Source organism: Lacibacter sp., from assembly GCF_057361365.1.
On the sequence record NZ_JBMQSG010000012.1, the window covers coordinates 174,139 to 199,453 of the forward strand.

18 protein-coding genes and 3 tRNA genes are annotated in these 25,315 nt (G+C 39.7%); 6 read left to right on the top strand and 15 right to left on the bottom strand.

Annotated elements, in window-relative coordinates; all coding sequences use genetic code 11:
* Positions 1 to 17: 17 nt before the first annotated feature.
* From ACO1QW_RS13090 to ACO1QW_RS13100, 3 genes are all read right to left on the bottom strand, one after another.
* Positions 18 to 1,667: a RagB/SusD family nutrient uptake outer membrane protein gene (locus tag ACO1QW_RS13090; protein ID WP_486259206.1), complete on the bottom strand. Its 1,650-nt coding sequence runs from the start codon at positions 1,665 to 1,667 to the stop codon at positions 18 to 20.
* A 20-nt stretch (positions 1,668 to 1,687) separates the two neighbouring features.
* Positions 1,688 to 4,825: a SusC/RagA family TonB-linked outer membrane protein gene (locus ACO1QW_RS13095; protein WP_486259208.1), complete on the bottom strand. Its 3,138-nt coding sequence runs from the start codon at positions 4,823 to 4,825 to the stop codon at positions 1,688 to 1,690.
* A gap of 176 nt (positions 4,826 to 5,001) precedes the next feature.
* Positions 5,002 to 7,917, bottom strand: coding sequence for a triple tyrosine motif-containing protein (locus tag ACO1QW_RS13100; protein ID WP_486259210.1), 2,916 nt, complete (start codon positions 7,915 to 7,917; stop codon positions 5,002 to 5,004).
* A gap of 79 nt (positions 7,918 to 7,996) precedes the next feature.
* Between ACO1QW_RS13100 and ACO1QW_RS13105 the strand changes: the two genes are divergently transcribed.
* The gene (locus ACO1QW_RS13105; RefSeq protein WP_486259212.1) at positions 7,997 to 8,560 is read left to right on the top strand and encodes a GNAT family N-acetyltransferase; all 564 of its coding nucleotides are present in this window, start codon (positions 7,997 to 7,999) and stop codon (positions 8,558 to 8,560) included.
* A 67-nt stretch (positions 8,561 to 8,627) separates the two neighbouring features.
* Positions 8,628 to 8,996, top strand: a complete 369-nt coding sequence (trxA, locus tag ACO1QW_RS13110; protein ID WP_486259214.1) for a thioredoxin — start codon at positions 8,628 to 8,630, stop codon at positions 8,994 to 8,996.
* 15 nt (positions 8,997 to 9,011) lie between these two features.
* Here the strand turns inward: trxA and ACO1QW_RS13115 are convergent, their stop codons facing one another.
* Genes ACO1QW_RS13115 through ACO1QW_RS13125 form a run of 3 tightly spaced genes read right to left on the bottom strand, consistent with a single transcriptional unit; the run spans position 9,012 to position 14,682 of the window.
* Positions 9,012 to 12,767, bottom strand: a complete 3,756-nt coding sequence (locus ACO1QW_RS13115; RefSeq protein WP_486259216.1) for a sensor histidine kinase — start codon at positions 12,765 to 12,767, stop codon at positions 9,012 to 9,014.
* Positions 12,768 to 12,771: 4 nt separating this feature from the next.
* A complete protein-coding gene (gene mazG, locus ACO1QW_RS13120; protein ID WP_486259218.1) occupies positions 12,772 to 13,554 on the bottom strand; it encodes a nucleoside triphosphate pyrophosphohydrolase in 783 nt (260 codons plus the stop codon).
* Between the two features lie 3 nt (positions 13,555 to 13,557).
* On the bottom strand, positions 13,558 to 14,682 hold the full coding sequence (locus tag ACO1QW_RS13125) for a DUF3667 domain-containing protein (protein WP_486259219.1): 1,125 nt from the start codon (positions 14,680 to 14,682) through the stop codon (positions 13,558 to 13,560).
* Positions 14,683 to 14,753: 71 nt separating this feature from the next.
* Between ACO1QW_RS13125 and ACO1QW_RS13130 the strand changes: the two genes are divergently transcribed.
* A complete protein-coding gene (locus ACO1QW_RS13130) occupies positions 14,754 to 15,593 on the top strand; it encodes an RHS repeat domain-containing protein (protein ID WP_486259221.1) in 840 nt (279 codons plus the stop codon).
* 190 nt (positions 15,594 to 15,783) lie between these two features.
* Here ACO1QW_RS13130 and ACO1QW_RS13135 read toward each other — a convergent pair whose 3' ends face one another.
* From ACO1QW_RS13135 to ACO1QW_RS13155, 5 genes are all read right to left on the bottom strand, one after another.
* Positions 15,784 to 16,035 carry a GIY-YIG nuclease family protein gene (locus ACO1QW_RS13135; RefSeq protein WP_486259222.1) on the bottom strand — a complete coding sequence of 84 codons (252 nt, stop codon included), beginning with the start codon at positions 16,033 to 16,035 and terminating at the stop codon, positions 15,784 to 15,786.
* A gap of 38 nt (positions 16,036 to 16,073) precedes the next feature.
* Positions 16,074 to 16,159 (bottom strand) — tRNA-Leu (locus ACO1QW_RS13140).
* A 43-nt stretch (positions 16,160 to 16,202) separates the two neighbouring features.
* Positions 16,203 to 16,275, bottom strand: a tRNA-Gly gene (locus ACO1QW_RS13145).
* Positions 16,276 to 16,400: 125 nt separating this feature from the next.
* Positions 16,401 to 16,604, bottom strand: coding sequence for a hypothetical protein (locus tag ACO1QW_RS13150; RefSeq protein WP_486259224.1), 204 nt, complete (start codon positions 16,602 to 16,604; stop codon positions 16,401 to 16,403).
* Positions 16,605 to 16,654: 50 nt separating this feature from the next.
* Complete coding sequence (locus ACO1QW_RS13155) at positions 16,655 to 17,695, bottom strand: glycosyltransferase family 2 protein (RefSeq protein ID WP_486259225.1); 1,041 nt, start codon at positions 17,693 to 17,695, stop codon at positions 16,655 to 16,657.
* 39 nt (positions 17,696 to 17,734) lie between these two features.
* Here ACO1QW_RS13155 and ACO1QW_RS13160 point away from each other — a divergent pair, with 39 nt between their 5' ends.
* Both ACO1QW_RS13160 and ACO1QW_RS13165 read left to right on the top strand, forming a co-directional pair.
* Complete coding sequence (locus ACO1QW_RS13160; RefSeq protein ID WP_486259226.1) at positions 17,735 to 18,883, top strand: sensor histidine kinase; 1,149 nt, start codon at positions 17,735 to 17,737, stop codon at positions 18,881 to 18,883.
* A gap of 90 nt (positions 18,884 to 18,973) precedes the next feature.
* Positions 18,974 to 19,057, top strand: a tRNA-Leu gene (locus ACO1QW_RS13165).
* A gap of 62 nt (positions 19,058 to 19,119) precedes the next feature.
* Here the strand turns inward: ACO1QW_RS13165 and ACO1QW_RS13170 are convergent.
* Together ACO1QW_RS13170 and ACO1QW_RS13175 are read right to left on the bottom strand one after the other, a co-directional pair.
* Entirely contained in the window at positions 19,120 to 19,965 is an 846-nt protein-coding gene (locus tag ACO1QW_RS13170) for a hypothetical protein (protein WP_486259228.1), read from the bottom strand.
* Between the two features lie 83 nt (positions 19,966 to 20,048).
* Entirely contained in the window at positions 20,049 to 20,777 is a 729-nt protein-coding gene (locus ACO1QW_RS13175; protein ID WP_486259230.1) for a hypothetical protein, read from the bottom strand.
* 536 nt (positions 20,778 to 21,313) lie between these two features.
* On the opposite strand from ACO1QW_RS13175, the gene ACO1QW_RS13180 reads away from it, so the two are divergent.
* On the top strand, positions 21,314 to 21,721 hold the full coding sequence (locus tag ACO1QW_RS13180) for a hypothetical protein (protein ID WP_486259232.1): 408 nt from the start codon (positions 21,314 to 21,316) through the stop codon (positions 21,719 to 21,721).
* Between the two features lie 176 nt (positions 21,722 to 21,897).
* Here ACO1QW_RS13180 and ftsZ read toward each other — a convergent pair whose 3' ends face one another.
* Positions 21,898 to 23,757, bottom strand: coding sequence for a cell division protein FtsZ (ftsZ, locus tag ACO1QW_RS13185; RefSeq protein WP_486259234.1), 1,860 nt, complete (start codon positions 23,755 to 23,757; stop codon positions 21,898 to 21,900).
* 113 nt (positions 23,758 to 23,870) lie between these two features.
* A complete protein-coding gene (gene ftsA / locus ACO1QW_RS13190) occupies positions 23,871 to 25,271 on the bottom strand; it encodes a cell division protein FtsA (RefSeq protein ID WP_486259235.1) in 1,401 nt (466 codons plus the stop codon).
* Positions 25,272 to 25,315 lie beyond the last annotated feature (44 nt).

Here is a 25,315-nt window from a genome sequence, read left to right on the forward strand (position 1 = left end):
GTAATTCGTTTTTGTTATTACCAATTAAGGTTCTGAGTTACATTTCCCTTACTGAGACTTATTTCATTCAGCGGAACCGGGTAGAGATAATCACGATCGGCTCTGAATGTTCTTGTGCTTGCAGCTTCAACCCGCAACACATTATCTGAATTAAGTGTAAGACTATTTTGATTTGTACCCACCCATTCTGCTGCTATGAATTTTGCACCCAGCAAATCTTTTGGCAAAACTGTTTCAGCAGTTTTCCAACGAATAAGATCATCATACCGGAACCCTTCCAATGCTAATTCAACGGTGCGTTCCCTGCGAATTTCTTCACGCATGCTTAGGTTATTTGTTGTTACAAATGCATTAGTAAGTTTTGGTGCAAAACCAACTCTTGTACGCAAAGCATTAACGGTCAAATTAAGATCAGCATCACTAATGCTCCCGTTCAATTCAAATTTTGCTTCTGCATAAGTGAGCAATACTTCCGCATAGCGAATAAGGATGCGATCAACCGTTGCTGCATTTACGATGTTCTGATCAATTTTATTAAATGCTTTCTTTGGTGCAATGGCTGTTCTGATGCCTAATGAAGTTTTAGGAATCCAAGGGCCCTGGTAAGCTTCATCGCCAGCTCTGAAATAAGAGAAGGCCATGCGGGGATCACGGTTGTCAAGAATGGTATTGTAACTTGTTTCACTTCCTTCTGCAACAAAAGAAGCAGAACGAGTTGCTGATGGCGTTGTTCCATCCACATTAAATGCAGGTAAACCATCGCTGTACAAATACTGGCGTAATAAATTACGGGTAGGTGCCAACTGTCCATTCTCTAAACCTCTTGAATGATTATGACCAAGCAACAGGTTTGCATTGCTTACGCCGTAAATCTTTACAAAAATATTTTCATTGTTTGCTTGTCCTTCACCAGCTTGAATAAATAAATTACCATAGTTGGAGAACAATGTATGCCCTTCACCCATTACTGCTGTTGCAGCATTCACTGCAATAGTTAAATGGCTTTGCCAATCTGTAATGTTGCCATGAAACTTTCCTCTTGTGCCTTCATACAATGCTGCTCTTGCTTTCAACGCCAATGCTGAACTTTTAGTAACACGTCCCCATTGTGCAGCTTGCAGATTTGCTCTTGTTGGCAACCATAATGCAGCAAAATCAAGATCATCATAGATCTGTTGTATCACCTGTGCACGTGGCGTACGAGCCATATACAGTTCCGGCGAATTAACCAATAATGTTTTTAACAGTAACGGCACATCGCCATAGAGTTTCAGCAATTTGAAATAAGCATAAGCTCTGAAAAAACGTGCCTCAGCAAAATACCGGTTGCGTATTGCATCCGAAACATTTGCTTTCATTCCTTTTTCTAAAATGTTATTGGCTGTAAAAATTTCGTCATAACGTTCATTCCAATCTCCACTCGTATTAGGTACCGATCTTGCACCTGTGCTAACCGTATTCGGACTAGTATTTAAAGCATCATCAGCCCTGTTATCAACCCAATCTCCATCGAGTTCCTGGTAAAGCCGGTTTGTTGCACTGATAAGATCATTCTCTGTATTCCAGAAAGTTTCATCAGGCATTTGCGTTTCCGGCAAGCGATCTATTTTCATACATGCACTCAACAATAAAGTTGCAGTGATGATATATATTGATAGTTGTTTCATTTTTTTCATGATTTCATTGATTAAAGTGAAATGTTTAAACCAAATGCCACTGTGCGATAGAACGGATAAGTGGTTGCACCAACATTATTACCTACTTCAGGATCAAACACCTTCAGCACTTTTGTGCTTTCCCACAGATCCTGTCCGGATACATACACTTTAATTTCCCTGATATGTTTATTCTTTATTGGAAGTGTGTAACCGATCTGTACATTTTTCAAACGTATATAACTACCGTTTTGTGCCCAACGATCAGAGGGTCTGTAATTGTGTGCACTTGTTTGATACATGCGTGGAAAAAATGCATTGGGGTTTTCAGGTGTCCATCTGTCCATATGAATGGTCCATGGTACATCAGCTGTACCGAGAAGAGGTGAAAGTGTTCCTTCATCGATCAGGAATTTACGTTGTGCGGCTCCCTGGAAAAAGATAAAGAAGTCAATACCTTTCCATGTTGCACCAAGATCAAATCCATAAGTATAACGTGAGTTTGTTGTTCCAAGAAAAACAAGATCACCAGGGTTATCAGGCGTACCACCACCAGCATCAATTTTTCCGTCAGCATTCAGATCAAGATATTTTACATCACCTGGTTTTGGATTTGCAAAGAATGGATACACCACTTTTGCTTTGTAGGCATCAGCTTCTGCCTGTGTTTGAAAAAAACCATCCGTTTTAAAACCCCAAACAGAATTCATTGGAAATCCTTCGAGGTATTGAACAACACCACCGGTGCCAATTGAATTTCTATTATCGTATTCTAAAAGTTTATTTTGATTATCAGAAATGTTGAAGCCAATACGATACTCAAACTTGCCGATCATATCTCTCCATTTCACATCCAGTTCTGTTCCCCAACTTTTGAGTTTACCTAAATTGATAAACCCGGGTGCCACTCCAACAATATTTGGAAGATTAGGTTGTGCCAACAGATCAGTTACCATTTTTTCATAGTAATCGGCCGTAATAGTTAACCTGTTGCTTAATATACCAACATCAACACCAATATTTGATTGTGCTACTGTTTCCCATGTAAGATCAGGTGATGATTGTATTGATTGATAAACATATTGGGCACGGGTGTTGTTGAACACTAAATTGTTTGAAGTACTTAATCCGCTTGTTAGCAATGCTAAATAATCGTAATAACCTAATGCGTCACTGTTACCCAACTTACCCCATGAACCACGCAGTTTTAAATTATTGATGAAGTAAACATTCTTCATAAAATTTTCCTGGTCAACTCTCCAGCCACCGGAAAATGAAGGATAGAAACGCCAGCGGTTGGTTGGAACAAGACGTGAGCTACCATCGTAACGATAAGATGCTTCAAGTAAGTAACGCCCTTTGTAATTATAATTGAAGCGACCAAATGCAGAACCAAGCGCCCATGTTTGCACAACATCTCTGCTTGTTTTGGTTAACGGGTCGGCAAAGTTTAAACTGAAAAATTCATTGCTTGGCATACTCTGACCGGTTGCCTGTGCTTCATCTTTACGGTACTCTTCAAATGAACCACCCTGCAATAATGTGAATGCATGATCTTTCCATTTGAAATTGTAGGTGAGATAACTTTGCATATTATTCTGGTAAGCTTTGTTCTTCACCAGCGTAAGCATGTTCGGTGTATTGATGCTAAAGCGAACCGTGTTGGTGCTGCGGCCATACCAGTAAAGTGTCTTTGCCTGGTTCTCCATGTTGTAAGAACTTTGATTGCGCCAGGCAATTACATCAAGAGTTAATCCTTTAATAACATTCTTCACCTGGAAATTGATCTTGCCGGTAAAGGTTTCGTAATCTCTTGTTTCCATGCCCGCATTCTTTTCAATGTCAACAGCATTCACCTGGAGATCTCCATTATAAATATTTCCTGTTACATCATCTTTTGGAACATACAACGATTGACGTGCACGACTACGATACAGCCTGTTAATGATCTGTTCCGTACCATATGAATTTTCTCTTGTGAAAGAACCAATATATCCCGTTGTAACTTTCAAACTCATGTACCTGTTCAACTCTGTGTTTACATTCAGTTTGATGTTGTATCGTTTGTTATCATCGGGACCAAAACGTAAAACACCATCACGCTTATAATAACTTCCTGAAAGCAGGTAATTTAATTTTTGTTCGCCGCCACCAATTGATAAGGAATGATTTTGCTGATGGTTGATCCTATCCATCCCTTCTTTCAACCAATTGTTATTGCCGAAATATTCCCAACGATCTGCTGTTGGATTTGGACGTGAAGAAAAGTTAGGATTCTTCAACCACTCTAATTGCTCTGCATTAAATTCTCTTGCACCTGTTGCATTAAAACGTGCTTCATCGATCAACGTTTGTTCATCCCATGAATTCAAACGTTCCGGTTGACGTGCAGTAATATTAATACCATAGTAACTGTTGAAATTAATTCTTGTTTTACCGGCAGCGCCTTGCTTGGTGGTAACCAATATAACACCGGCTGCGGCTCTTGCTCCATAAATAGCAGAAGCCGATGCATCTTTCAACACCGAGATCGATTCAATATCATTTGGATCGAGTAGGTTGATATCCTGTTCTATACCATCAACTAAAACCAGAGCGGAGGCATTGTTGGCTGATGTAAATCCCCTCACCCGAATACCGTATCCTTCGGCACCGGGTTTACCACTGCTCCTGATAACCGTAACACCCGGCAACACTCCCTGTAACGCACCAGTTACATTTGGCACTGGGCGGTTCACAATATCCTTCCCATTCACCACTGCAACAGCACCACTGAGGTTTACTTTTTTCTGGCTACCATAACCGATCACCACGACATTTTCAAGCGAGGTGGCATTGTTTGCCAAAATCACGTTGATGGTTGACCGTTCGTCGACCGCAACTTCCTGCGTAATAAAACCGGTGCTGGAAAAAACCAACACGTTTCCTGTACTTACATTAATAGAAAACTTCCCGTTTTTATCGGTAGTAACGCCGGTGCTTGAGTTTTTAATAACCACACTTACACCTTCAACCGCCGAGCCGGTTGCATCTGTAACGGTACCAGCCAGCAATTTCGATTGGGCATTAAGTGAAGAAACGGAGAAAAGAAAAAAGATGAAAAGAGAAAGGACCGAGGTCCATGTCCAAAGTGGGGACTTTTGGGCATGAAAAGTTTTTTGAACTCTCATATGTGCAGCAATTTTGTTTTGTAACTCAAAATTGCTCATTTATAGGCCCCTTCTCCAAAAAATACACTACGCCAAAACCTCTACAAATGAAATAATAATTATTGATTTTTAAGTAGTTGTAAAAAATATCGCTACGCCTTCAACATTTCCGGAAATGCTTTGAAAGAAATTACGGCCTAGCTGGTGATTTTAATAAGATGATCAAACAAACTCATGTCGTTTGCCAGGTCGAGCTTTTTCCGGAGCCGGTAACGACTGGTTTCAACGCCACGGATGGAAATATTCATGAGCTGGGCGATCTCTTTTGAACTGAGGTTGAGCCGCAGATAAGCTGCCAGTTTCAAATCTGAGGTTGTGAGCGACGGATATTGCTCCTTTAGTTTTTTGAGATAGTTGGTATGAACGCTGTCGAAGTGAACAGCAAACTGCTCCCATTCCTCGTTATGGTCGAGTTCTTTATCGATCAGCTTCAGGATCTTTTGAAATTCCTTGTTGGCTTTGGTAGCATCAGGCGCTCCTTTATATTGTACAAGATCTTCCTTCAACTTGCTGAGCATTTCTTTTTTCTGCACAAGGTTCATGGCCGATGAAGCCAACTCCGAATTTTTATGCTCCACTTCGGACTGCAGCTTTTCGTTCCGCAATTCAACGATTTGTTTTTGGGTTTGCTGAATGGCAAGCTGGTGCTGCAGTTGTAACTGTTTTTGTTCTTCATCATACTTGCGCCGCTGTTCCTGCAGTTTTAGTTGCTGCAATCTTTTGTACTTGCTCTGCTGCCGTTTGTAGAAATAGTAAAGGAGGCTGAAAAAAAGGAGTATATATAAGGTATATGCCCACCATGTTTGATACCACGGCGGTAAGACTTTAAACGTGAAAGCAGAAACCTTCGACTCGTTATCGGGATTGTTGCGGCACTTTACTTTAAACACGTAATTACCAGCCGGGATGTTGGTGTAATCTCTCTCAGTCTTCTTCGTCCATACCGACCAATTTTTATCAAAGCCTTCGAGGTAATAACTATACTCCGTATTTAATTCCTGACCGAACAAGGTTGATGAACATTCAAAATGTAAGGAGTTGTACTTGTATTTTATGGAGGGAACAGAAGTCAACACATTATAACCCCCATAGATCAATCCGCTATCCTGCACATTACTCAGCTGCACTTTGCGGATCAGTGCCTGCAAAGGCAACCGATTTTTTTTATACAGGGCGTAGTTGATGTGAAAGAAACCTTTCTCCGCTGCTATCAATACATTGTTACTATCGATCACTAAAATATTTTCAAATCCATTCGCCATAATACGCCCATCAATCTCGGGTATCAATACAATTCGTGATTCTTTAAACGAGCGATCAACAACCGACACCTTTCGGTCACGACTGAACCAGATATTTCCGCTTGCATCTTCTTTCAAATAACTCACCGGTGCATTGCCCAGCAATTTTTCCAGCGATGAGGAACGGACAAAATCTTTTTGTTGTTCATCGTATTCAAAAATGCCATTATCGGTAGTGAGAACGATCTTGTCTTTTAATTTGAATATTTTGTTATGATTGCTTGAAAGAATTTTACTCCGGTCTTGATATCGTTCTGATTGACCAATACCGTTCTCGCCATAATTGATTTTATAAAGTCCTTTGTAAGGATGTGCTATCCAAATAATATTTTTCCCAATGACAACGAAACGAGCTGATTCAACTTGTGAATTAACAACCGGCATTGAGATGTTGCCGTTGCTGTAGTTTGCAAAACTTAGCCCATTATAAGTTCCGCCAACAATAACCGGTGATGGTTGCGCTTTGTACAAAGGTTGAAAACCCCAGAAACCTGTTCTTACATCAAGCGGAATTGCTTTATTGCCCTCAATAATGTAAGCTCCTTTGTTATGACCCATCAGCAGCTTATCATTTACTGCCGATAAATTCCAAACCTGGCCTTGCGAATTTTCAACAAAATCAAATGTGCCGATCGTATAACTTATGTCTTTGAATAACTCATCGAGTTTAATACGATAAACACCGGTAGAAACACCGAGATATAATTCATTCCGGAAAATAGTGGAGGTGTAACCCGCATTCCGGTTTTGCTGATCAGGAAAAATATTACGGATGGCGTTGCTGTAAGTAACCAGATCAATTCCATTATCTAATCCCAGCCAAAGATTCTTATCCTTATCGGCCATGATCGAAAGCACATTGTTATTTTGTATGCCTTCATTTTTTGTAAAACGCTGGATGAACTTTCCCTGCTTGTTTATAATGATGCAACCGCCGAGATTGGTAGCTAATGCAATTCTATCGGGTGAAATGATACAGGCAGATGAAATATTTTTCGAAGCAATTTCTTTAAGATGGGGAGAAGTAAAAGCAGAAATTGTATCGCCGTGCAAAATAAACAAACCATGCATGAGCGACACAAGCAACGTACTGTCTTTCGTTAACGGAAGTGCCGAGCGCAGCAATAAATTATCTGTTGGCAACTTCCCTGCTTTAATTTTAGGAAGCCATTGCCCGTGGGAATAATAAACTAAGCCCTTATCAATTTCATTGGCCAGTAATTGGCCATTTACTGAACTTAAAAACCCCCAGTTGACACTATTATAAACTGCAACTTTCTTTCCATCATATTCCAGTATTTTTTTATTGGCTCTGAAGAATACACGCTCCTGGAAAAAGCAGATGTTCCATACATCGGCAAAATCATTGTCTTTGGTTGGTATAAACTTGTTGAGGGAAGTATAAACTAATTCACCATTACCTACTGGTGAAAAATAACCTATCTCACCTTGTCCACCGATATATATTTTGTTATCGTCACTTACGGCAACTGACCGTGCAATTGTTTTGTTGGGCAATTTATACATCCGCCAGAACACACCATCAAAACTCAACAGCCCATCGTTGTTGGCCCAATACATAATGCCGTTTTTGTCCTGCACCACACCCCAATTCTGGCTGCCCGCATTATATTGTTGCTTACTGTAATTCACAATATTGGGAATACCGATCGTATTCTGCGCATACAACAAGCCGGTTGTTAAACACAGTAGAAGCAGCAATATCGGTTGTACCCAATTCTTTGTTTTCACGTGGTCAAGATAAATAATCTGTTGATAACATGAGCAAAGAGCTGCATACCTGTTAGATTTGTTAGTACAAAAGCGTTTCATGATCAATTACTCCACTTCAAATACAAAAGAAGAACTGGAAGGAATATTAAAGCTTCAGCGATCGAATTTAGCACAAGGCCTTTCAGCTGAAGAAGTAGAAAGTCAGGGTTTTGTAACAGTTCAGCATAGCTACGATGTGTTGAAAAGAATGAATGACATCGAAAAACATGTTATTGCAAAAGACAATGATGCTGTGGTTGGTTATGCCTTAGCTATGACAAAAAAATCAAGATTTGACATACCGGTGCTGATTCCCATGTTCGATGCATTTGATAAAATTGCCTATAATGGCAAGATCATTTCAGATGTAAATTATATTGTTGTTGGGCAGGTTTGTGTTGGTAAAGCATATCGAGGACAAGGCATTTTTGATGATTGCTATGCTGCTTATAAAAAATTATACAGCAGTAAATATAATCTTGCCATCACAGAAATAGCAAGCACGAATACACGTTCCTTAAATGCACACAAAAGAATTGGTTTCAGTGAAATCAGTTCGTATAAAGATCCTGAAAACACAGAATGGATCGTAGTTGTTTGGGATTGGCACAGCATTGTATAGATTCCTGTTGGTCTACCATGCCATAAAAATGGCTTGCTTCTTGGTACGTTTATTAATAAACATTCATATGGCTACTATCAAACTCACCACGCAGGATTTTAAAGACAACGTCTTTAACTACGAAACAGAAAAAGAATGGAAATATAGCGGCTCCCTTCCCGCCATCATCGATTTTTATGCTGATTGGTGCGGACCTTGCAAAATGGTGGCTCCGGTGCTGGAAGAGTTGTCAGAAGAATATGAAGGAAAGATTCTTATTTACAAAGTAGATACAGAAACGGAGATAGAACTTTCGTCTATGTTTGGCATACAAAGTATTCCTACATTTTTGTTTATACCTGTTGATGCACAACCCATGATGCAACCGGGAGCTTTCCCCAAAAAAGTATTTAAAGAAGTGATTGAAGAGCATTTACTGAAAGCCAAAGAGGCATAACTGAATGATAATTCATCAGTAAATAAGTGGCAGCTCAACGAAAAAAGTGCTGCCTTTTTCTTGTTCAGTAACAAACCATATATCGCCTTTCACCTGCTCCACGATACTCTTGCACATAGCAAGACCTAAACCCGTACCAGATGTTTTCGTGGTGAAGTTGGGATAGAAAATCTTTTCCTGCAGATCAGGATGTATTCCACGGCCATTGTCTGTTACAGCAACCAATACTTTTTCATCGTTCACATTTACCTGCAACTTTATTACAGCCGTTTCATCGGCAGGAGCTGCTTCAATGGCGTTACGAATAAGGTTTGTAAATAAACGGTTGAGTTGTGTTTTATCGGCCATAACCAAAGCTGTTTCTGCAGTTGTGGCAAAAGCAATATGCGCATCTTCATGCATATTGAAAAGATCAACAACAGATCGAACCGATTCAACGAGATTTACTTTTTCCAAACGTGGGTTGCCAATGTTTGCAAAGTTGGAGAAATCAGATGCAATGTTGGATAAATAATCAATTTGCTCCACCAATGTTTTCGCCACACTTTGTGAAATACTTTTTGCATCAGCTGAATTTGAATCAACCGCTTTTTGCAGATACTGGATACTTAGTTTCATTGGCGTAAGCGGGTTCTTGATCTCATGTGCTACCTGCCTGGCCATTTCACGCCATGCACCTTCACGTTCACTCCGGGCAAGCAAATTAGCACTCTCTTCAAGTTGTTTCACCATTCGGTTATACTCTCCTACCAGTTCACCAATTTCATCGTTACGATTCCAAACTATTGCTTCGTTTGTTTTGCCGAGCTTGATCTCCTTCATCTTTTCGCTGATGATAGAAAAAGAATTAGTGATACGGCTCGTTACAAAAAATGCAACCAACCCTGCAATAAGAAAGATAAATGCATTAAGGTTGATAAGTGTAACAAGAAAGTTTGATATCTCCTGCTTCAATTCATTCTGCGATGTGAAGTAAGGAATATTCAGGTACGCATAGGTTTGACCGCTTGCATCACGAACCGGCACATAAATACTCATATAAGAACGACTACCTACTTTTTCGTCTTCAATTGTCTGCACAAGAAATTCCTGCGATAATTTATAATATGCGAGTGGATCTGTTTTACTGCTGAGCAATCCTTTGTTATAATAATACGGTTGTGATGATATTTGCAGATTTCCTGCAGGATCATAAATATTCACATCTACTCCATGTATTTCCGATATGCGATTAATTTTCCCTCTTAATTCAGCTGAAGCAGGACTATCGTACGCTTTTAACACATCATCAAAAACAGCATGATTGTTTAAGGCAACTTCCACTTCCGAACGCATGATGCTGATAGTTCGTGATAATCTTTCTTTATTTATACGGCTGTGCCTGTTAATAAAAAAGAAGATCGTAGATGCACCAATGATCAGGAATGAAAATATACTGATACCAATAATGGTTGTGTGTACTTGTGTTCGGAAAGTGAGTTGCAGATGTTCTTTCCATTGATCAGCCTTAATACCTAACTGCAAAACATATTGCACAAACCTGAAAAGAGCAAGCATGATAAGAAATACACAAAACAAGTAGGCGAATAATGTTATGCCTTCCAGTAGTTGATTCTGGGGTTTAACTACTACAACTGTAAGGTCTTTTGAAACGGTGTACCATAATTCTGAATATCCGTTTCTTCTTTTCTGCTCAATAGCGGGCCTGGCATTTTTTGTACTACTAAGATGTATGGGAAACGCATAATCGTTTACAGCACTAATGAGCTCTTTATTTTTATAGATAGCATATGCATACGAAGCCATATTATCGGGCAAAAGGCTAAACGTACGGGAAAATAATTCAGGATTGAATTTTTCATCGGCATAACGCTTGGGTCGGGAAATAATGAAAACATAACCGATAAGTTGATTTGTTTCCTTATCGTGTACCGCTCTTCTTGCAATGTAATAGAACTTGTCAAATGATTCTTCGTAGTACTGCCAGTCACCTCCACTGGTTGGTTTGCTTTGCAGTGTATAAACCGTGTTAAGTGTATTGAACGAAATAGAATCAATATTAAATAACGACTCAGGGTTTTCACCTGCCGTAAACGTGTATATCTCCGTATCAAACTTATTTAAATAGCCGGTGAAGTTTTCGCTGATCAAACTATCTTTTAAAAACTGGTTACCACTGGAAAAAGTAAAACGATAGAATTCATTTTCCAGGAACTCAGGTCTGAAATTTCGCAGTGCCAGATTTAAGAGGTTTTCTGCAGATGGATCGGTTTGCAAATTTAATTTCTCCGCAAGCCCTATTCTCTCCTGCCACTCTTTACGGCTGTTTTCATTAATAAGCAAGAGTGTCAATGAAACGGAAAAGAAAAACAGCCAAAAGATCACACGACCGTTTGACGGTAAAAAATTCAACTGCAAATACTCCTTGTTGAGTAATACCAACAACAATAATAACCACCCCAGCAAGATCAAATGATATACAGCGGCTGTGGAGTTAACAGTGAAAGACAAATAAACCAGCCCTGTAATAGTTAAAGCTAAAGCCTGTATAGTTAACTTACCATTGCTATATCGTTTCAGAAAACCTGACAGCCAATCAGCCAATAAAAAATAGTTGAGCGCCAAAGAGCCAAGAATACAAAAGCCAACAAAGCTGAAAGTAGAAAGATCAAAAAAATCGGTAACGTTAAATGATATCTGCGAGTCGGACACCATGCTGCGAATGATATTTCCAAACATGATGGTGATGGCAACCAATAACACAGCAGAAATAATAAGCCCGGCTTTATCATTAATTTTTACAGGAAACCATCTTGCAGTTTTTCCATACCTGCGTATAAACAATAATATCCAGAGCAATAAAAATGAATTGAGAAAAAGATCGCCAAGCGAACGTAATATCCTGTTTGAACCATACACTGCGGGATCGAACAACTCAAATTGCCGCAGATTTAATGGAATTGGAAAATAATAACTCAGCGTGCGAATAATAATAATAACGCCCACCAAAAATAAAAGACCAATAAAAAAATTATACCTGCTTGTAAGTGCTGCTGCCGTTTTTTGAATAAACATCAGCAAACAAAAAACAGCCAGCAATCTTAAAATAACGGTGACACTATTGAGTGGTTGCGGATAATTGCTTTGCTCCTTTAACCAAAACAAACCAGTACCGTCCGTACTTTTTACCTGCAACTCTGTTTGCTGCACATCACTAAGCGTATAATATTTTTCAATTCCTTTTAAATAAGTAAAATTGTTACTGAGATAACTTGCAGGAAGAAAATAATTCCACTTTACAGGAATAAGCGCCATGGCATAACATACGGAACCATCGCCCAGGCGCACCGTTTTTTTGTAAACGGTATAGTATCCATTAATGAGTTGCTCAAACCAGATACCGTTTGCCCTTTGCCATAACTGAATGCTCGGCAAAATGGTTTGTGTACTCCAAAAACGTGTTTGAAAACCATCGGCGCCATCGGAAGCAACAAAGATGAAATAATCTTTACCCAACAATTTAAGTACATCATCTTTTTCTGCCCGGCCCTTTTTCAGATCGAGCAATAAAGCCGTGTCTTTCAGAATTTTTGTAAAGTCATCTTCTCTTTTATTAATAGCCCGCTGCAGTGTTTTTTTCACTTGCACAGGTGCTGAAGTATACGACCAGTAATATTGAAAGAGATAAGAGAATGTGAGCAGCCACCCTCCTAAAATGAGCAGATAGCCATTTTTAAAAATGAAGTTGCGGATGGTTGTAATGTGGTTCAAGATATTATTCTGCTTCCCTGTTTTTTTGTTTGATGCGGTTCCAGATACCGTCCATCTCTTCTAAACTCATTTGTGTGAGCTGCTTTCCTTCACTGATTGCTTCCTGCTCCATCTGGGTAAAACGCCGTATAAACTTTTGATTTGTCCGTTCCAGCGCATGGTCAGCATCAATCTGCAAAAACCGTGCATAATTCACCAATGAAAAAAATACATCGCCCAGCTCCTCTTCTATTTTCTCCTGCTCTGCAGTTAGCACCACTTCCTTCAGTTCACTTATTTCTTCTTCAATTTTTTCAAACACCTGTTCTTTATTCTCCCATTCAAAGCCAACCTGTTTTGCTTTTTCCTGGATGCGTATGGCTTTAACCATTGAGGGCAAACCTTTGGGAACACCACTTAAAACAGAAGTTTTCCCTTCTTTCATTTTTAGTTTTTCCCAATTACGTTTTACATCTTCTTCATCTTCAACTTTTACATCGCCATAAATATGTGGATGTCGTGCAATCAATTTATCGCAAACGCCATTAATCATATCCGGTATCGTAAACTGCCCCTGCTCTGCCCCGATCTTTGAATAGAAAACAATATGCAACATCAGATCACCCAGTTCCTCTTTAATATGTTTCCAGTTCTCCTCTGAAATAGCATCCGTGAGTTCATAGGTTTCTTCAATAGTGAGTTGCCGTAATGTATGAATGGTTTGTTTTCTATCCCACGGACATTGTTCACGCAATTCATCCATGATTTTTACCAAACGCAGGAAACTATCGGCAGTTGCTATTTGCATATCCTAAATATTAAATGCTGAGAAAATTAAAAAGAATGTAAAAAGAAACGTTACTACAATGAAAAAAATGAAGTTAAGAAGAAAGTATTTGATGATGGTTTTAGCTCTCCGTTGCATATAGTAATTACGCATGGCTTTGTACAGGTAAATAAACAACCAGACAAATAATGCTATTTGTATCCATATAAAAATGCTCCACCCCGTTATTCCACCAAGTTTATTCATGGCAAAATAAAGGAGCATGATCAGGAAACAGAAAATATAATAGTAAATGCTGAAGATAGCATGATCAACAAAATTAAATTGCCTGCGCCTGCGTATATAAAGCAAAGAAAGAATAAGCGCAAACATAGGTAACGACACAAAGAAGATGGTGGGTAACTTATGCAGGAAAACATCGCTTACACGGGCCATTGCAAGGCCGGGTGTTTTTCCATATTTCTGATTGATGTACGCCACCTTGCGGTTAAACATAGATGCAAACCAACCATCCTTTTTATCTTCGGGCAAGGTCTTTTGTATGGAATCATACTTTTCAGGTGAGGCCAGTTTATCGGTAAAGCCAAATAAATTGGGCGACTTCTTTTTTATGGTAGAGTCCTTTACCGGTAGTGAATCTCTTTTTACTGCATCAGCTCTTATAATGGAATCAATCAATGGTTCATTTAACTGATCCATCCTGTTTAGATTTCCCACAACCTTTTTTCCAACCTTGATATTGCCTGACACAAAATCAACATCAAAATTTACATCGCTGCCACGGAAACGTTCTTCCAGCCGTGCATAACTCATTGCAACGGCACTGTCGTCAATTTTAAACAGCGAAAAGAAAATGATAAAAAAGAACGCCGATGTAAACACATACATCCGCACAGGATTCATATAGCTCATGCGGCGGCCACGGGCATACTCAGCTGGTAAAAAACCAGGACGGAACAACAGATAACGGATGGCTTTACTGAATTTGCCTTCAAAATGGGTGATATCATTAAAAAAATGCACAACCAGGTGCCAGGCCGTTTCCCGGGGTTCAATATTTTCCTGCCCGCACACATGGCAATAACGGCCAAACACCCTTGCATTGCAGTTTAAACAGTTTTTTTCTTTGCGTTCCTCGCCGTGCGACATAGCCGTTAGTTTCGGCTAAAATAAAAAGATTCACCCATACGTTTCTTATTTCAGGAATATCTTTGCCACACATGATGTATAAACTAATATCCGCCTTCGTTTTACTTGCGTTAGTACCCTTTGCAGGCCGTAGCCAGTATTTCCAGAAAGACATCCTCAGTACAAAACAAACTACCGAACAGATTAAACTGTACAAAGCCAACAAAGTGCGTAAAGTTGTGTTGCAGTCGTTTGAAGCAACCGGCGAGCCTGTTGAACAGTTCATTTGTTTCCAGGAAATAAGTCCATCGTATAATATCATGAAAACATTTAGCCAAACAATGGGTACCATGCAATCAGTATTGGTAACACAGTTTAATTCAAAAGGACAATTGATACGTAGTGCCGATAGTAGCAACACCACATTAAATGTGTCGAGTTATGTGTATGATGCTGCTGGCAGATTAGCTGTGGTTGAAAATGTATCGCAGGCGTATGCTTACAAAACAAAAGAAACAGTGCGTCATCAATATACTTATGATTCAGCAGGTCTTCCTGTTTCAATGTTGCGTATTAAAAACCGAATTGATACTGCTTTTGTACAATTTAAAGCAGATGAAAAAGGAAATGTGGGTGAAGAAATTATTACGGCAAAAGGAAAAGCAACTCAAACATGGTTTTATTATTACGATGCACAAAACAGGTTAACAGACATTGTTCGTTATAATGATCGTGCACGACGTTTATTACCCGATTATGTGTATGAATACAATGAACAGTCTTTACTTACGCAAATGATCTCCGTGCAAAGCGGCGGCAGCGATTATGTTACCTGGCGCTACCAGTACAATCCGCAGGGATTAAAAACAAAAGAAAGTTGCTTCAGTAAGCAGAAGCAGTTAATGGGATATGTGACATATAGGTATGAGTGATGAATTGTGAATGATCAATGGTGAGTAGTAAATATTGCGAATCATTAACAACACTACCATTTTTGAAATGCCGGAATGAAATTGATGTAAATAAAAAAAGCGACGATAAAGGTTGCTTTTTTTGTGCCCCGGAACGGAGTTGAACCGTTACTCGCATTGCTGCGAACCCCGATTTAAGATCGGGGCGTGTCTACCAATTCCCAGCGACTAATCGTTCCAGATAAACACGACTTTTCATTTTCTTTAAACGTATTTCTTCTCTTCGGGCTTCTATTTCTGTTGCAAATGCTTTCATGGCTTTTAGTTCATATGGCCTGCAATTTCGGGTAGCCGTTACATAGCCACCGTTATGCCGCAACAATCTTTCTTGCACATCAGATGAATAACCGATATAATAACGATTACATTTTGTTGAATAAAGTATGTAAACCCGATACGACATACTGCAAACAAAAAAAGCAACTTGCGTTGCTTTAAATGTGCCCCGGAACGGAGTTGAACCGTTACTCGCATTGCTGCGAACAGGATTTTAAGTCCTGCGTGTCTACCAATTCCACCACCGGGGCTCCGGTAAGATGAAAAAAAATCCCGCATGAGAGCGGGATTGTGAGCGGAAGACCAGGCTCGAACTGGCCACCCCGACCTTGGCAAGGTCGTGCTCTACCAAATGAGCTACTTCCGCTTGTAAAAGAACGATTGGGGTGCAAATGTAAGGGACGTTGAATTAATTGACAAAAAACTGAGCAAAAATTCTTTAAAAAAAAATCCCTTCAACATGTGAAGGGATCATTTATAATACTTTGATTCTTATTTATACTTCGGATTGTAAAGCGTGCTTTCCGGAACCTGCACTTCAGGTTTTCCTTTATAGCGGGAGGTATATAATTTATAACATCCGCCCAGTAAAAATGCAGCAATACAAAACACCTGCACATAAAAAAGGAAACGAGATGAAGTTACCCAGTTGCCGGTGATATCTTTTTGCTTTTCGTCGATAATCTCTTGAGCCATATTAGTCGGTTTTTACAGTTGCAAATGTAAGGGATGATGCGTTACAGCGTTCAGACAGGCTTTACAATTTCTGAAAAAAACTTCTTCTTACGGATGAAATATTGCCATACCACCGAACCAACATAAATAGTTTTTAACCGTGGATAAGTGCTTACATTGGTTTGTTTTGGCCGGAAAATCCATCGCATAAAGGCAAAATGGGCTTTCAGTACCGCCAGCCAGTAGCCAGCTTTGCCTGCCAGCAACTCTTTATATGCAGAAACAATGTCCAGCCCTATCCTGACCGGAAGCTTCCATAACAATTCCGGCCTCGACATATTTTTCGTGATCATCACTAAATTGTTGCGGAAGTTGAGAAATATTTTTTGTGTACTGCCCGTTGGCAATGTACCGCCGCCCACATGATACACTACCGATTGCGGACACACCATTATTTTATAACCGCTTCGCTGCAATCGCCAACAAAGATCAATCTCTTCCTGGTGGGCAAAAAAGAATTCATCAAACCCATGCATTGCATGAAACAATTCAGCCCTGATGAATAACGATGCACCGCTTGCCCAGAAAATTTGCACTGCATCGTTGTATTGTCCGTTGTCTTTTTCCAAAACATCAAATACACGTCCACGTGAAAACGGGTAACCTAATGCATCCATCCATCCGCCACTTGCGCCTGCGTATTCAAATGTATCTTTCTGATGGTAGGTAAGTAGTTTTGGCTGACTAGCAGCAATAGTTTTATCTGCTTCCATCAGCTCAATGATTGGTTCGATCCAATTCGTTGTCACTTCAACATCACTGTTGAGCAACACATAATAATCGGCCTTTACCTGTTGCAGAAAAAAGTTATAGCCTTTTGCAAATCCGTAATTCTCTTTACTTGTAAGAATTTCAACAGGAGAAAAAGTTTGTTGCACAAGCTGCACCGAATCATCTGTTGATGCATTATCGGCAACAATCACACGCATGTTACCGTAGGTTGATGCCAATACCGAAGGCAAAAACTGTTGCAGGAAATTTCTTCCATTCCAATTAAGAATAATAACAGCAACAGACGGGAGGGTTTGCAAGAGTGGTAAATATTTTTTCAAAAATAGCGGATGAGAGTGAAACCTTGTCTAAATTAGGGCATGCTTCGTCAATATTTTAACTGGCGCACATTACTGGCAATTATTGCCATTGCTATTGTAACCGGTACCATTTTTTATTCAAATTATCTTGCCAACCAAATCGCAGTTGATGAACGTCTGAAAGTGGAGCAATGGGTGGAAGCTGGCAGGTTCCTGATAATGGCGCCTGTTGATGCGGATACAAAATTACCCTCACTCATCCGTAACGAGCAGAAATCGATTCCTATTATTGAAACCGATGAGAAGGACAGCATTGTAAGCTATATCAATATCGACAGTACAAAAATTGCAGACAATCCGGGTTATCTCGCTTCTAAACTAAAAGAATTTAAAGGTCAGAATCAACCCATCATTCTTGAAATAAGCAAAGATCCGCTACTCATCAATAAATATTATTTTGGTCACTCTGCATTGCTGCAGCAGGTGCGTTACTATCCCATGGTGCAACTTTTTATTGTTGCCTTATTCATTATTATAACCATTTTCTCTTTACAGATCAGGAATAAATCAACCCAAAACCAGGTGTGGGCAGGTATGGCTAAAGAAACTGCTCATCAACTGGGCACACCGGTATCGTCGTTGCAGGGCTGGGTGGAGATGTTGAAAGAACAGCAGGCAAATCCGCAAATTGCAACCGAAATTGAAAAAGATGTACAACGTTTGCGTTTAGTAAGCGATCGTTTTGGAAAAATCGGAAGCACCCCACAACTGGAACCGAATAACGTGGTTAGGCAAGTAGAAGAAATGGTGGAATACATCCGTAAACGTGCAACAGGTAAAGTGCATTTGGAAGTGAAGAAAAATAAAGCCGATATGATTGCGGCTATTTCTCCCCCGCTCTTTGATTGGGTGATTGAAAACCTCCTGAAGAATGCTTTGGATGCGATGGACGGCAAAGGCAATATCACCGTTGATATGCACGAAGAAGAACGAACAATCATCATTGATGTGACGGATACAGGCAAAGGCATTGCTTCGCAAAACATCAACCGTGTGTTTAAACCGGGCTTTACTACAAAGAAACGTGGCTGGGGTTTAGGCTTATCGCTCAGCAAACGTATTATTGAGCAATATCATAAAGGACAACTGTATGTAAAACATTCCGAGCCGGGAAAAGGTACTACGTTCAGGATTGTATTGAAGAAGTAGGAGAAAGCCGGTAGCCCGTAATCGTTAGTCGCAAGTAGTTGTTTTTTATTTTTCATTTCGCCTTTTTCATTTTACATTTGCCGCCCTCAAGCCCGGGTGTTGAAATTGGTAGACAAGCCACTTTGAGGTGGTGGTGTTCGAAAGGACGTGCTGGTTCGAATCCAGTCCCGGGCACAAAAATCCCCGATCAAATTGATCGGGGATTTTGCTTTTGTAATAAAATTGCTGGTTTGTTTTTACAACCGCACACCAACACTCGCTGTTACATAAAAACGGTTGCGTCCGTATTCCCCATTTGATGGTATAAGATTTTGCGGCATCACATACGATGGGCTCAACACTGCATTGAATTTACCCCACACCAACACCAATGGCATTGTGTATTCGTAAGCAAGAAGAGAAAATGTATTTACATTCCTCGTTCCTGTTACCGTTTGAGGCGGACCAACAGGCAAGCCACCAATAGTACTGTTCTGTTTCTTCTGGTAGGTTTCACTGAAGCGTTGCGTACCGCCATATGCTGTTATGGTTGGATTAATCGCAAATGCTTTTGGTTCACCTTCTTTCAACGGAATGATGAATAAATGATCGAGCCCGGCAGTTGCACCGATATCTGTGTTGTTGCTAAACTTCAGATCGGCACCAAGATTTATATTGACAACTTTATTTTGAAGGGACGTATTAATTCCTGTTTGATATTTTAATGCTGATTGTACCAACACCGATTGTTCTTTATAAAGAAAGCGTGACACGAACACATTGCCGGAAAACTTTTCGCTTTCAGGAAAACGATAACCAAGCTCTACACTACCACCGGTATATTGAAAAGGCAACGCACTGTTGGCAATAAATATAGCAGCTCCCTGTGCGTACAATCCATTTTTTAATTGATAGCTGATAATCGGCAGCGTAGCGCTGCTGCTTAAACTATCAGTACGACCCAGGAAATGAACTAAACTCTGATGTGCGATGTTAGCTGTAAACACTGGCTTTCTTTCGGCTTTTGTACTATCGTTCTGTGCAAACAGAACAAAAGGATTACTAAGCACAAGAATAAAAAGCAATTCATTAATTTTTTTCATGGCTACAGGTTGATAAAGTTTTGAAGAAGAAAGTCCCGCCATTGCGGGACTTTCCTTTCCCAAATCATCAGGAAATGTTATTCTTATTGATGACTTGTTGAAACTGCTGAGTTACTACTTGCGTTTGCTTCAGCATTTGCATTCACTTTTGTTTGCTTAACTTTCTTTACTGTTGCTTTTGTTTTGTCTTTTGCATCAGCAGCTTTTGCTTCAACTTTTTCTTTCATAGCTTCCGCCTTTGCTTTAGCATCAGTTTTTACTTCTGCATTACCATTAATTTCTCCATTAGCCGATGCATTGTTTGAATTTACTTCACCGTTTGCATTTGCATTGCTATTACCGCTGATCAACAGACCAGGTTTTACTTCATTCCGTAATTCCTTTTCTGTTGTACGGATACCATGCGCTTCAGTAACAACGGTTTCTTTTACTTCTGTTGCAATGCCTTTACCTTGTTCAGTGGCATTTGTTTCTGTTTTCAAACGTGCATCAATTGCTGTTTCATTTGTTACTTTACCATTGCTGCTTTTCAACGTAGCATTTGTTGCAGCATTTGTCTTTGCAGTAACATTCGCTGTTGTACGAGTAGCAACATTTGCTGTTGTTTGCACCACTTTTCCAGTAGCATTTACCACTCTTGTTGTAGCTTGTGTTGTTTTACTTACTACATCTGCTACTTTACTTGTGCTTACTGTTGCTTTTGTAACAGCGCTTGTTGTGCTGTTTAAATTAAGATTCACCTGCGCTAACGCTGCGTTTGCAAAAAGCATTACTACTGCTGCTGCTGATACTTGTTTCATTTTGTTCTTCATACTGTTTGATTTGATGATTGAATGAGTAAAAAAGCATTTATTGCTCTTCAACGGATATACAGACGAAGTATGTTTTCTTAGGTTTAAAACTGTTGATAACATTTTTTTATCATCAACCATGAGTAGAAAACATAAACTATGCCAAGAGAAAAGCAGCTATGTGAATGCTAACAATAACAGCTCATAACAATTCAAAATCAGTACCTAACAAATAGTTTAACGGGCAGTAAAAAATTATTTCTTAAAACCAAATCCATTAATCTCCTCGTTTCGTAATTGTGAGGTTTGGTTTATACGGATCAACATTTACTTTTATGGACATTTTGTAGAAGTTCTAAAATGGCATCATAAACCAGGCTATGACGAAGATCATCTTTTTCCCCTATCCGTGTCAGTTATGGAAAAGTGAACGCCATTTATTTTCGTATACAGATTATTTCAAATGAAATGAGGAATAAAGATTATTGGTGCGAAAACGACCGCAGTGATAATTTTTAGGCGCCTAGTATGTGACAAACACAATAATAAATTATCACATGAAAAAAATCATCAGCTCAGGTTTTGTAGCAAGCATTGTATTGCTTGTGTTTGCTTACCTCTGTCTTTTGGTGATGCCCATTCTTTTGCCTAAAGTGGCACAAGAGTATTACAGCCCTTCATTTGTAAGTGATGAATCAAGGAACCTGCTGTATTATGTTCACCCTGTTTTGCTGGCCTTTGGTCTTGCCTGGTTCTGGAACAGGTTTAAAACATTGCTGAAAGGAAACGCTTTGATGCAGGGAATTGAAATGGCATTGATCTATGTGGTTATTGCAACTATTCCATCATTACTAATAACCTATAGTGCGATAAATGTTTCTTTATTAACTATCGGCACCTGGTTATTGTATGGGTTCTTCCAGGCATTGATTGCCGGTATTATTTTTTCAAGAATGCATGTTTAGATCGTTTAAATAATTATTGACTTTCGTTTTCTCATGTTTAAGGTTTGACAAAAAAAGAAACCCCTCTGATTTTTCGGAGGGGTTTTACACAACTAATAAAAATCAACGATTCTAAAAATTCACCTTACAACTATAAAACAAACTTTAATCCTCACGCCGAAGCGTGGGGCTATTCATTAATCTGGTTTTTTGCCATCTAAAAATGTATTGATGGTATTGATCTGTGCCTGGTTATTTTCATCGCTTTGTACAGTGTAATTGCTGTAGAAATTTTCTGCAGGCGAAATAGTGTTGTACAATTCTAAATTACGGCGGAGATATGCCGGCACAGTGTCAAACTCATTATTCGGATCGCTGCCATGGATGTTAAACGAGAGGTTTCTCAACTTCTGTAAACGATCGGCTGCTTTTTTCCGTTGCTCTTCTGCCTCATCCGTTACCGGAGGCTCTTCCGAAGAAGCAAGATGAACATTTTGATCGGCCCTAAGCTCTTTCTCCGCCGTTGGTTGTTCTTTTTTCTCCACCAATTGCATGTCGAACGATTCTTCCTCGTCCTTAACAATGTGCAATTGTTGTACTGGAGTTTCAACCGGTTTTTCTTCGGCCTTTATTTCCGGAATGGATTCTTCTTCTGTTTCAACATAAATCATCGTTGGCTTTTTCAGGAAACCACTTGTTGGTTTCACTTCCTGCGCCGGCTGTTGCATCACTACTTCCTGCTTCACTTCTTCAATCGGAGCTGACAGTTCTTTCTTTATTTCAAATACAGGAGCAACTGGCTCTAATACAAACTCGATCTTTTCTGTTTCAACAACAGGCAATGGTTTCTCTTCCACCTTTGCAACAGGTAGTTCTGTTGATAAAACCGGTTGCATATTTACTGCTTCAGCAACGGCAGGCGCAACATTTTCAACAGGAGCCGGAGCAGGTGCCGGAGTTGGCTTCGGCTCCTCCGCAAAAAGAGCCGGCTGACTATATGCTTTTTTCTCTGGCTCAGCCAACGTCATTACGATCTTTTCTGATTTCGGTTTTACTTCTTCAACTACTGCCGGCTTTTTATCAAACGGATTCTTTGCTTCAAAACCTGTTGCAATTAATGTAATACCAATTTTATCGCCTAATGTACTATCATAACCTAAACCAAGGATCACATCGGTGTTTTCTCCAGCTTGTGATAACAAATGGTTTTGAATGATCTCCACTTCATCCATGGTGAATTCATGTTCACCTTCTGCACTGTTGATGTTGATGAGTATCCATTTTGCACCACGAATATCATTATCATTCAATAGTGGAGAATTCAAGGCTTCTTCAATTGCACGCTGTGCACGGTTATCACCATTTGCACTGGCATTACCAAGAATAGCTACACCACCATTTTTCATTACGGTGCATACATCGGCAAAATCGACATTGATCTGGCCAGTGCTATTAATTACATCGGTGATACATTTAGCTGCAGTCGCTAATACATTATCGGCTTTTGAAAATGCTTCTTTCATTTTCAAATTACCAAACTGGTGGCGTAGTTTATCGTTGCTGATCACAAGCAAGGTGTCAACATATTCTTTCAAACGGCCAATACCATCTTCCGCTTGTTGAATACGTTTTTTTCCTTCGTATCCAAATGGAGTTGTAACAATACCAACAGTAAGAATACCGAGATCCTTACAAATTTTTGCAATGATAGGCGCACCACCAGTACCAGTGCCACCACCCATACCTGCAGTAATGAATGCCATCTTGGTATTCACTTCCAACATGGTTTTTAATTCTTCTAAACTTTCTTCAGTTGCCTGGCGTCCAATTTCAGGATTGGCACCTGCACCAAGTCCTTGTGTTAAATGCGGCCCTAACTGCACTTTATTTGGCACATTGCTGGTTGCAATAGCCTGGGCATCTGTATTACAAATAATAAAATTTACACCTTCAATAATTTGAGCATGCATGTGATTTACTGCATTGCTACCACCGCCACCTACACCAATTACCTTGATGATGGATGACTTTTCCTTTGGCAGATCAAAATGTATCATAACTTTCCGGGTTTGCTGGGTTAGTAAGTTTTTTATTAGCCGTTAGCCTGTAGTCCTGAGTCATTAGTAGTCCCTATACTATCTACTAAAAACTATCGGCCACAGACTTTCTTTTAAAGTTTTCTATCTTCTTCTTCGTTAAACAAATCAATCAATCCGTCTTTTATACTGTCCATAAATCCTTTCAGGTTCTTGCGTTTTTTTACACGCACAACATGTGTTTCCGATTGTTCATCGTACACCTGCACCACTTCGGCAACAGGCTCTTCTTTTATTTCTATTCCTTTCAGTTTGTTCTGCGTATTCTCAAACACGTTGTACCCTTTCATGATCAGCCCGATACATGTTGAGTACATTGGCTTTGCCAATTCATCAATATGACCCGGAGCCAAATGTTCGTTGGGGAAACCAATACGTGCATTTAATCCTGTAACGTATTCTGTTAACTGGATAAGATGTTTCAATTGTGAACCACCACCTGTTAACACAATACCACCATTGAGCATGCGGTTATCTAAACCTACCTGCTTTAAATGATAAGTAACAAAATCCATGATCTCGCTCATGCGTGCCTGGATGATGTGTGCAAGATTTTTTACACTAATCTCCTTCGGCGCCATTCCACGAATACCGGGAATGGTGATGAATGCATTTGATTTCGCTTCATCGGCCAACGCACTACCAAACTGCACTTTCATTTGTTCAGCTTGTGTACGTAACACACCCAATCCCATTTTAATATCATTCGTGATGTTTTCACCACCAAATGGAATTACCGCTGTATGTTTTAAAATTCCTTCATAAAAAACGGCAAGATCAGTGGTGCCACCACCAATATCTACAATAGCAACGCCTGCTTCAAGATCATGCTCACACATTACTGCAGCTGCTGATGCCAATGGTTGTAAAACAAGATCTCTCACTTTCAAATTGCTCTTCTCTACACTGCGATTAATATTGCGGATCGCATTTTTATCGCCGGTGATGATGTGGAAGTTTGCACCAACTTTCACGCCACTATATCCAATTGGGTTAGGAATATTCTGAAAGTTATCCACGGTAAACTCCTGTGGTATCACATCAATGATCTGATCGCCTGCAGGAATGTATGTTTTGTATTGATCGCCGATAAGCTGATCAATTTCACGTTGCGAAATTTCTTCTTCGTTTTGCTGACGAACAATATCGCCACGTGTTTGCAATGATTTAATGTGATGGCCCGCAATACCAACGTAAACTTCGTTGATCTCGAGATTTGGGTTGCTTGCATAGCAATTTTGTAAAGCCTGTTCAATGGCTTTAATCGTTTGATCGATGTTTAACACCATGCCGTGTTGTACACCGCTGGAGTTTGCACGACCAAAGCCGAGAATTTCTAATTTGCCGAATTCATTCTTACGTCCGGCAATAGCAGCGATCTTGGTTGTACCAATATCCAAACCCACGATGATGGGATTGTTATTGACAGCCTGACCGTTCATTGCTGTTCCGTTTGTGGGTGATTCCGTTGTCATAGTTGTATGTTGTTTTTAGTTGTGTGAACGTTTTTTTTGGTTAT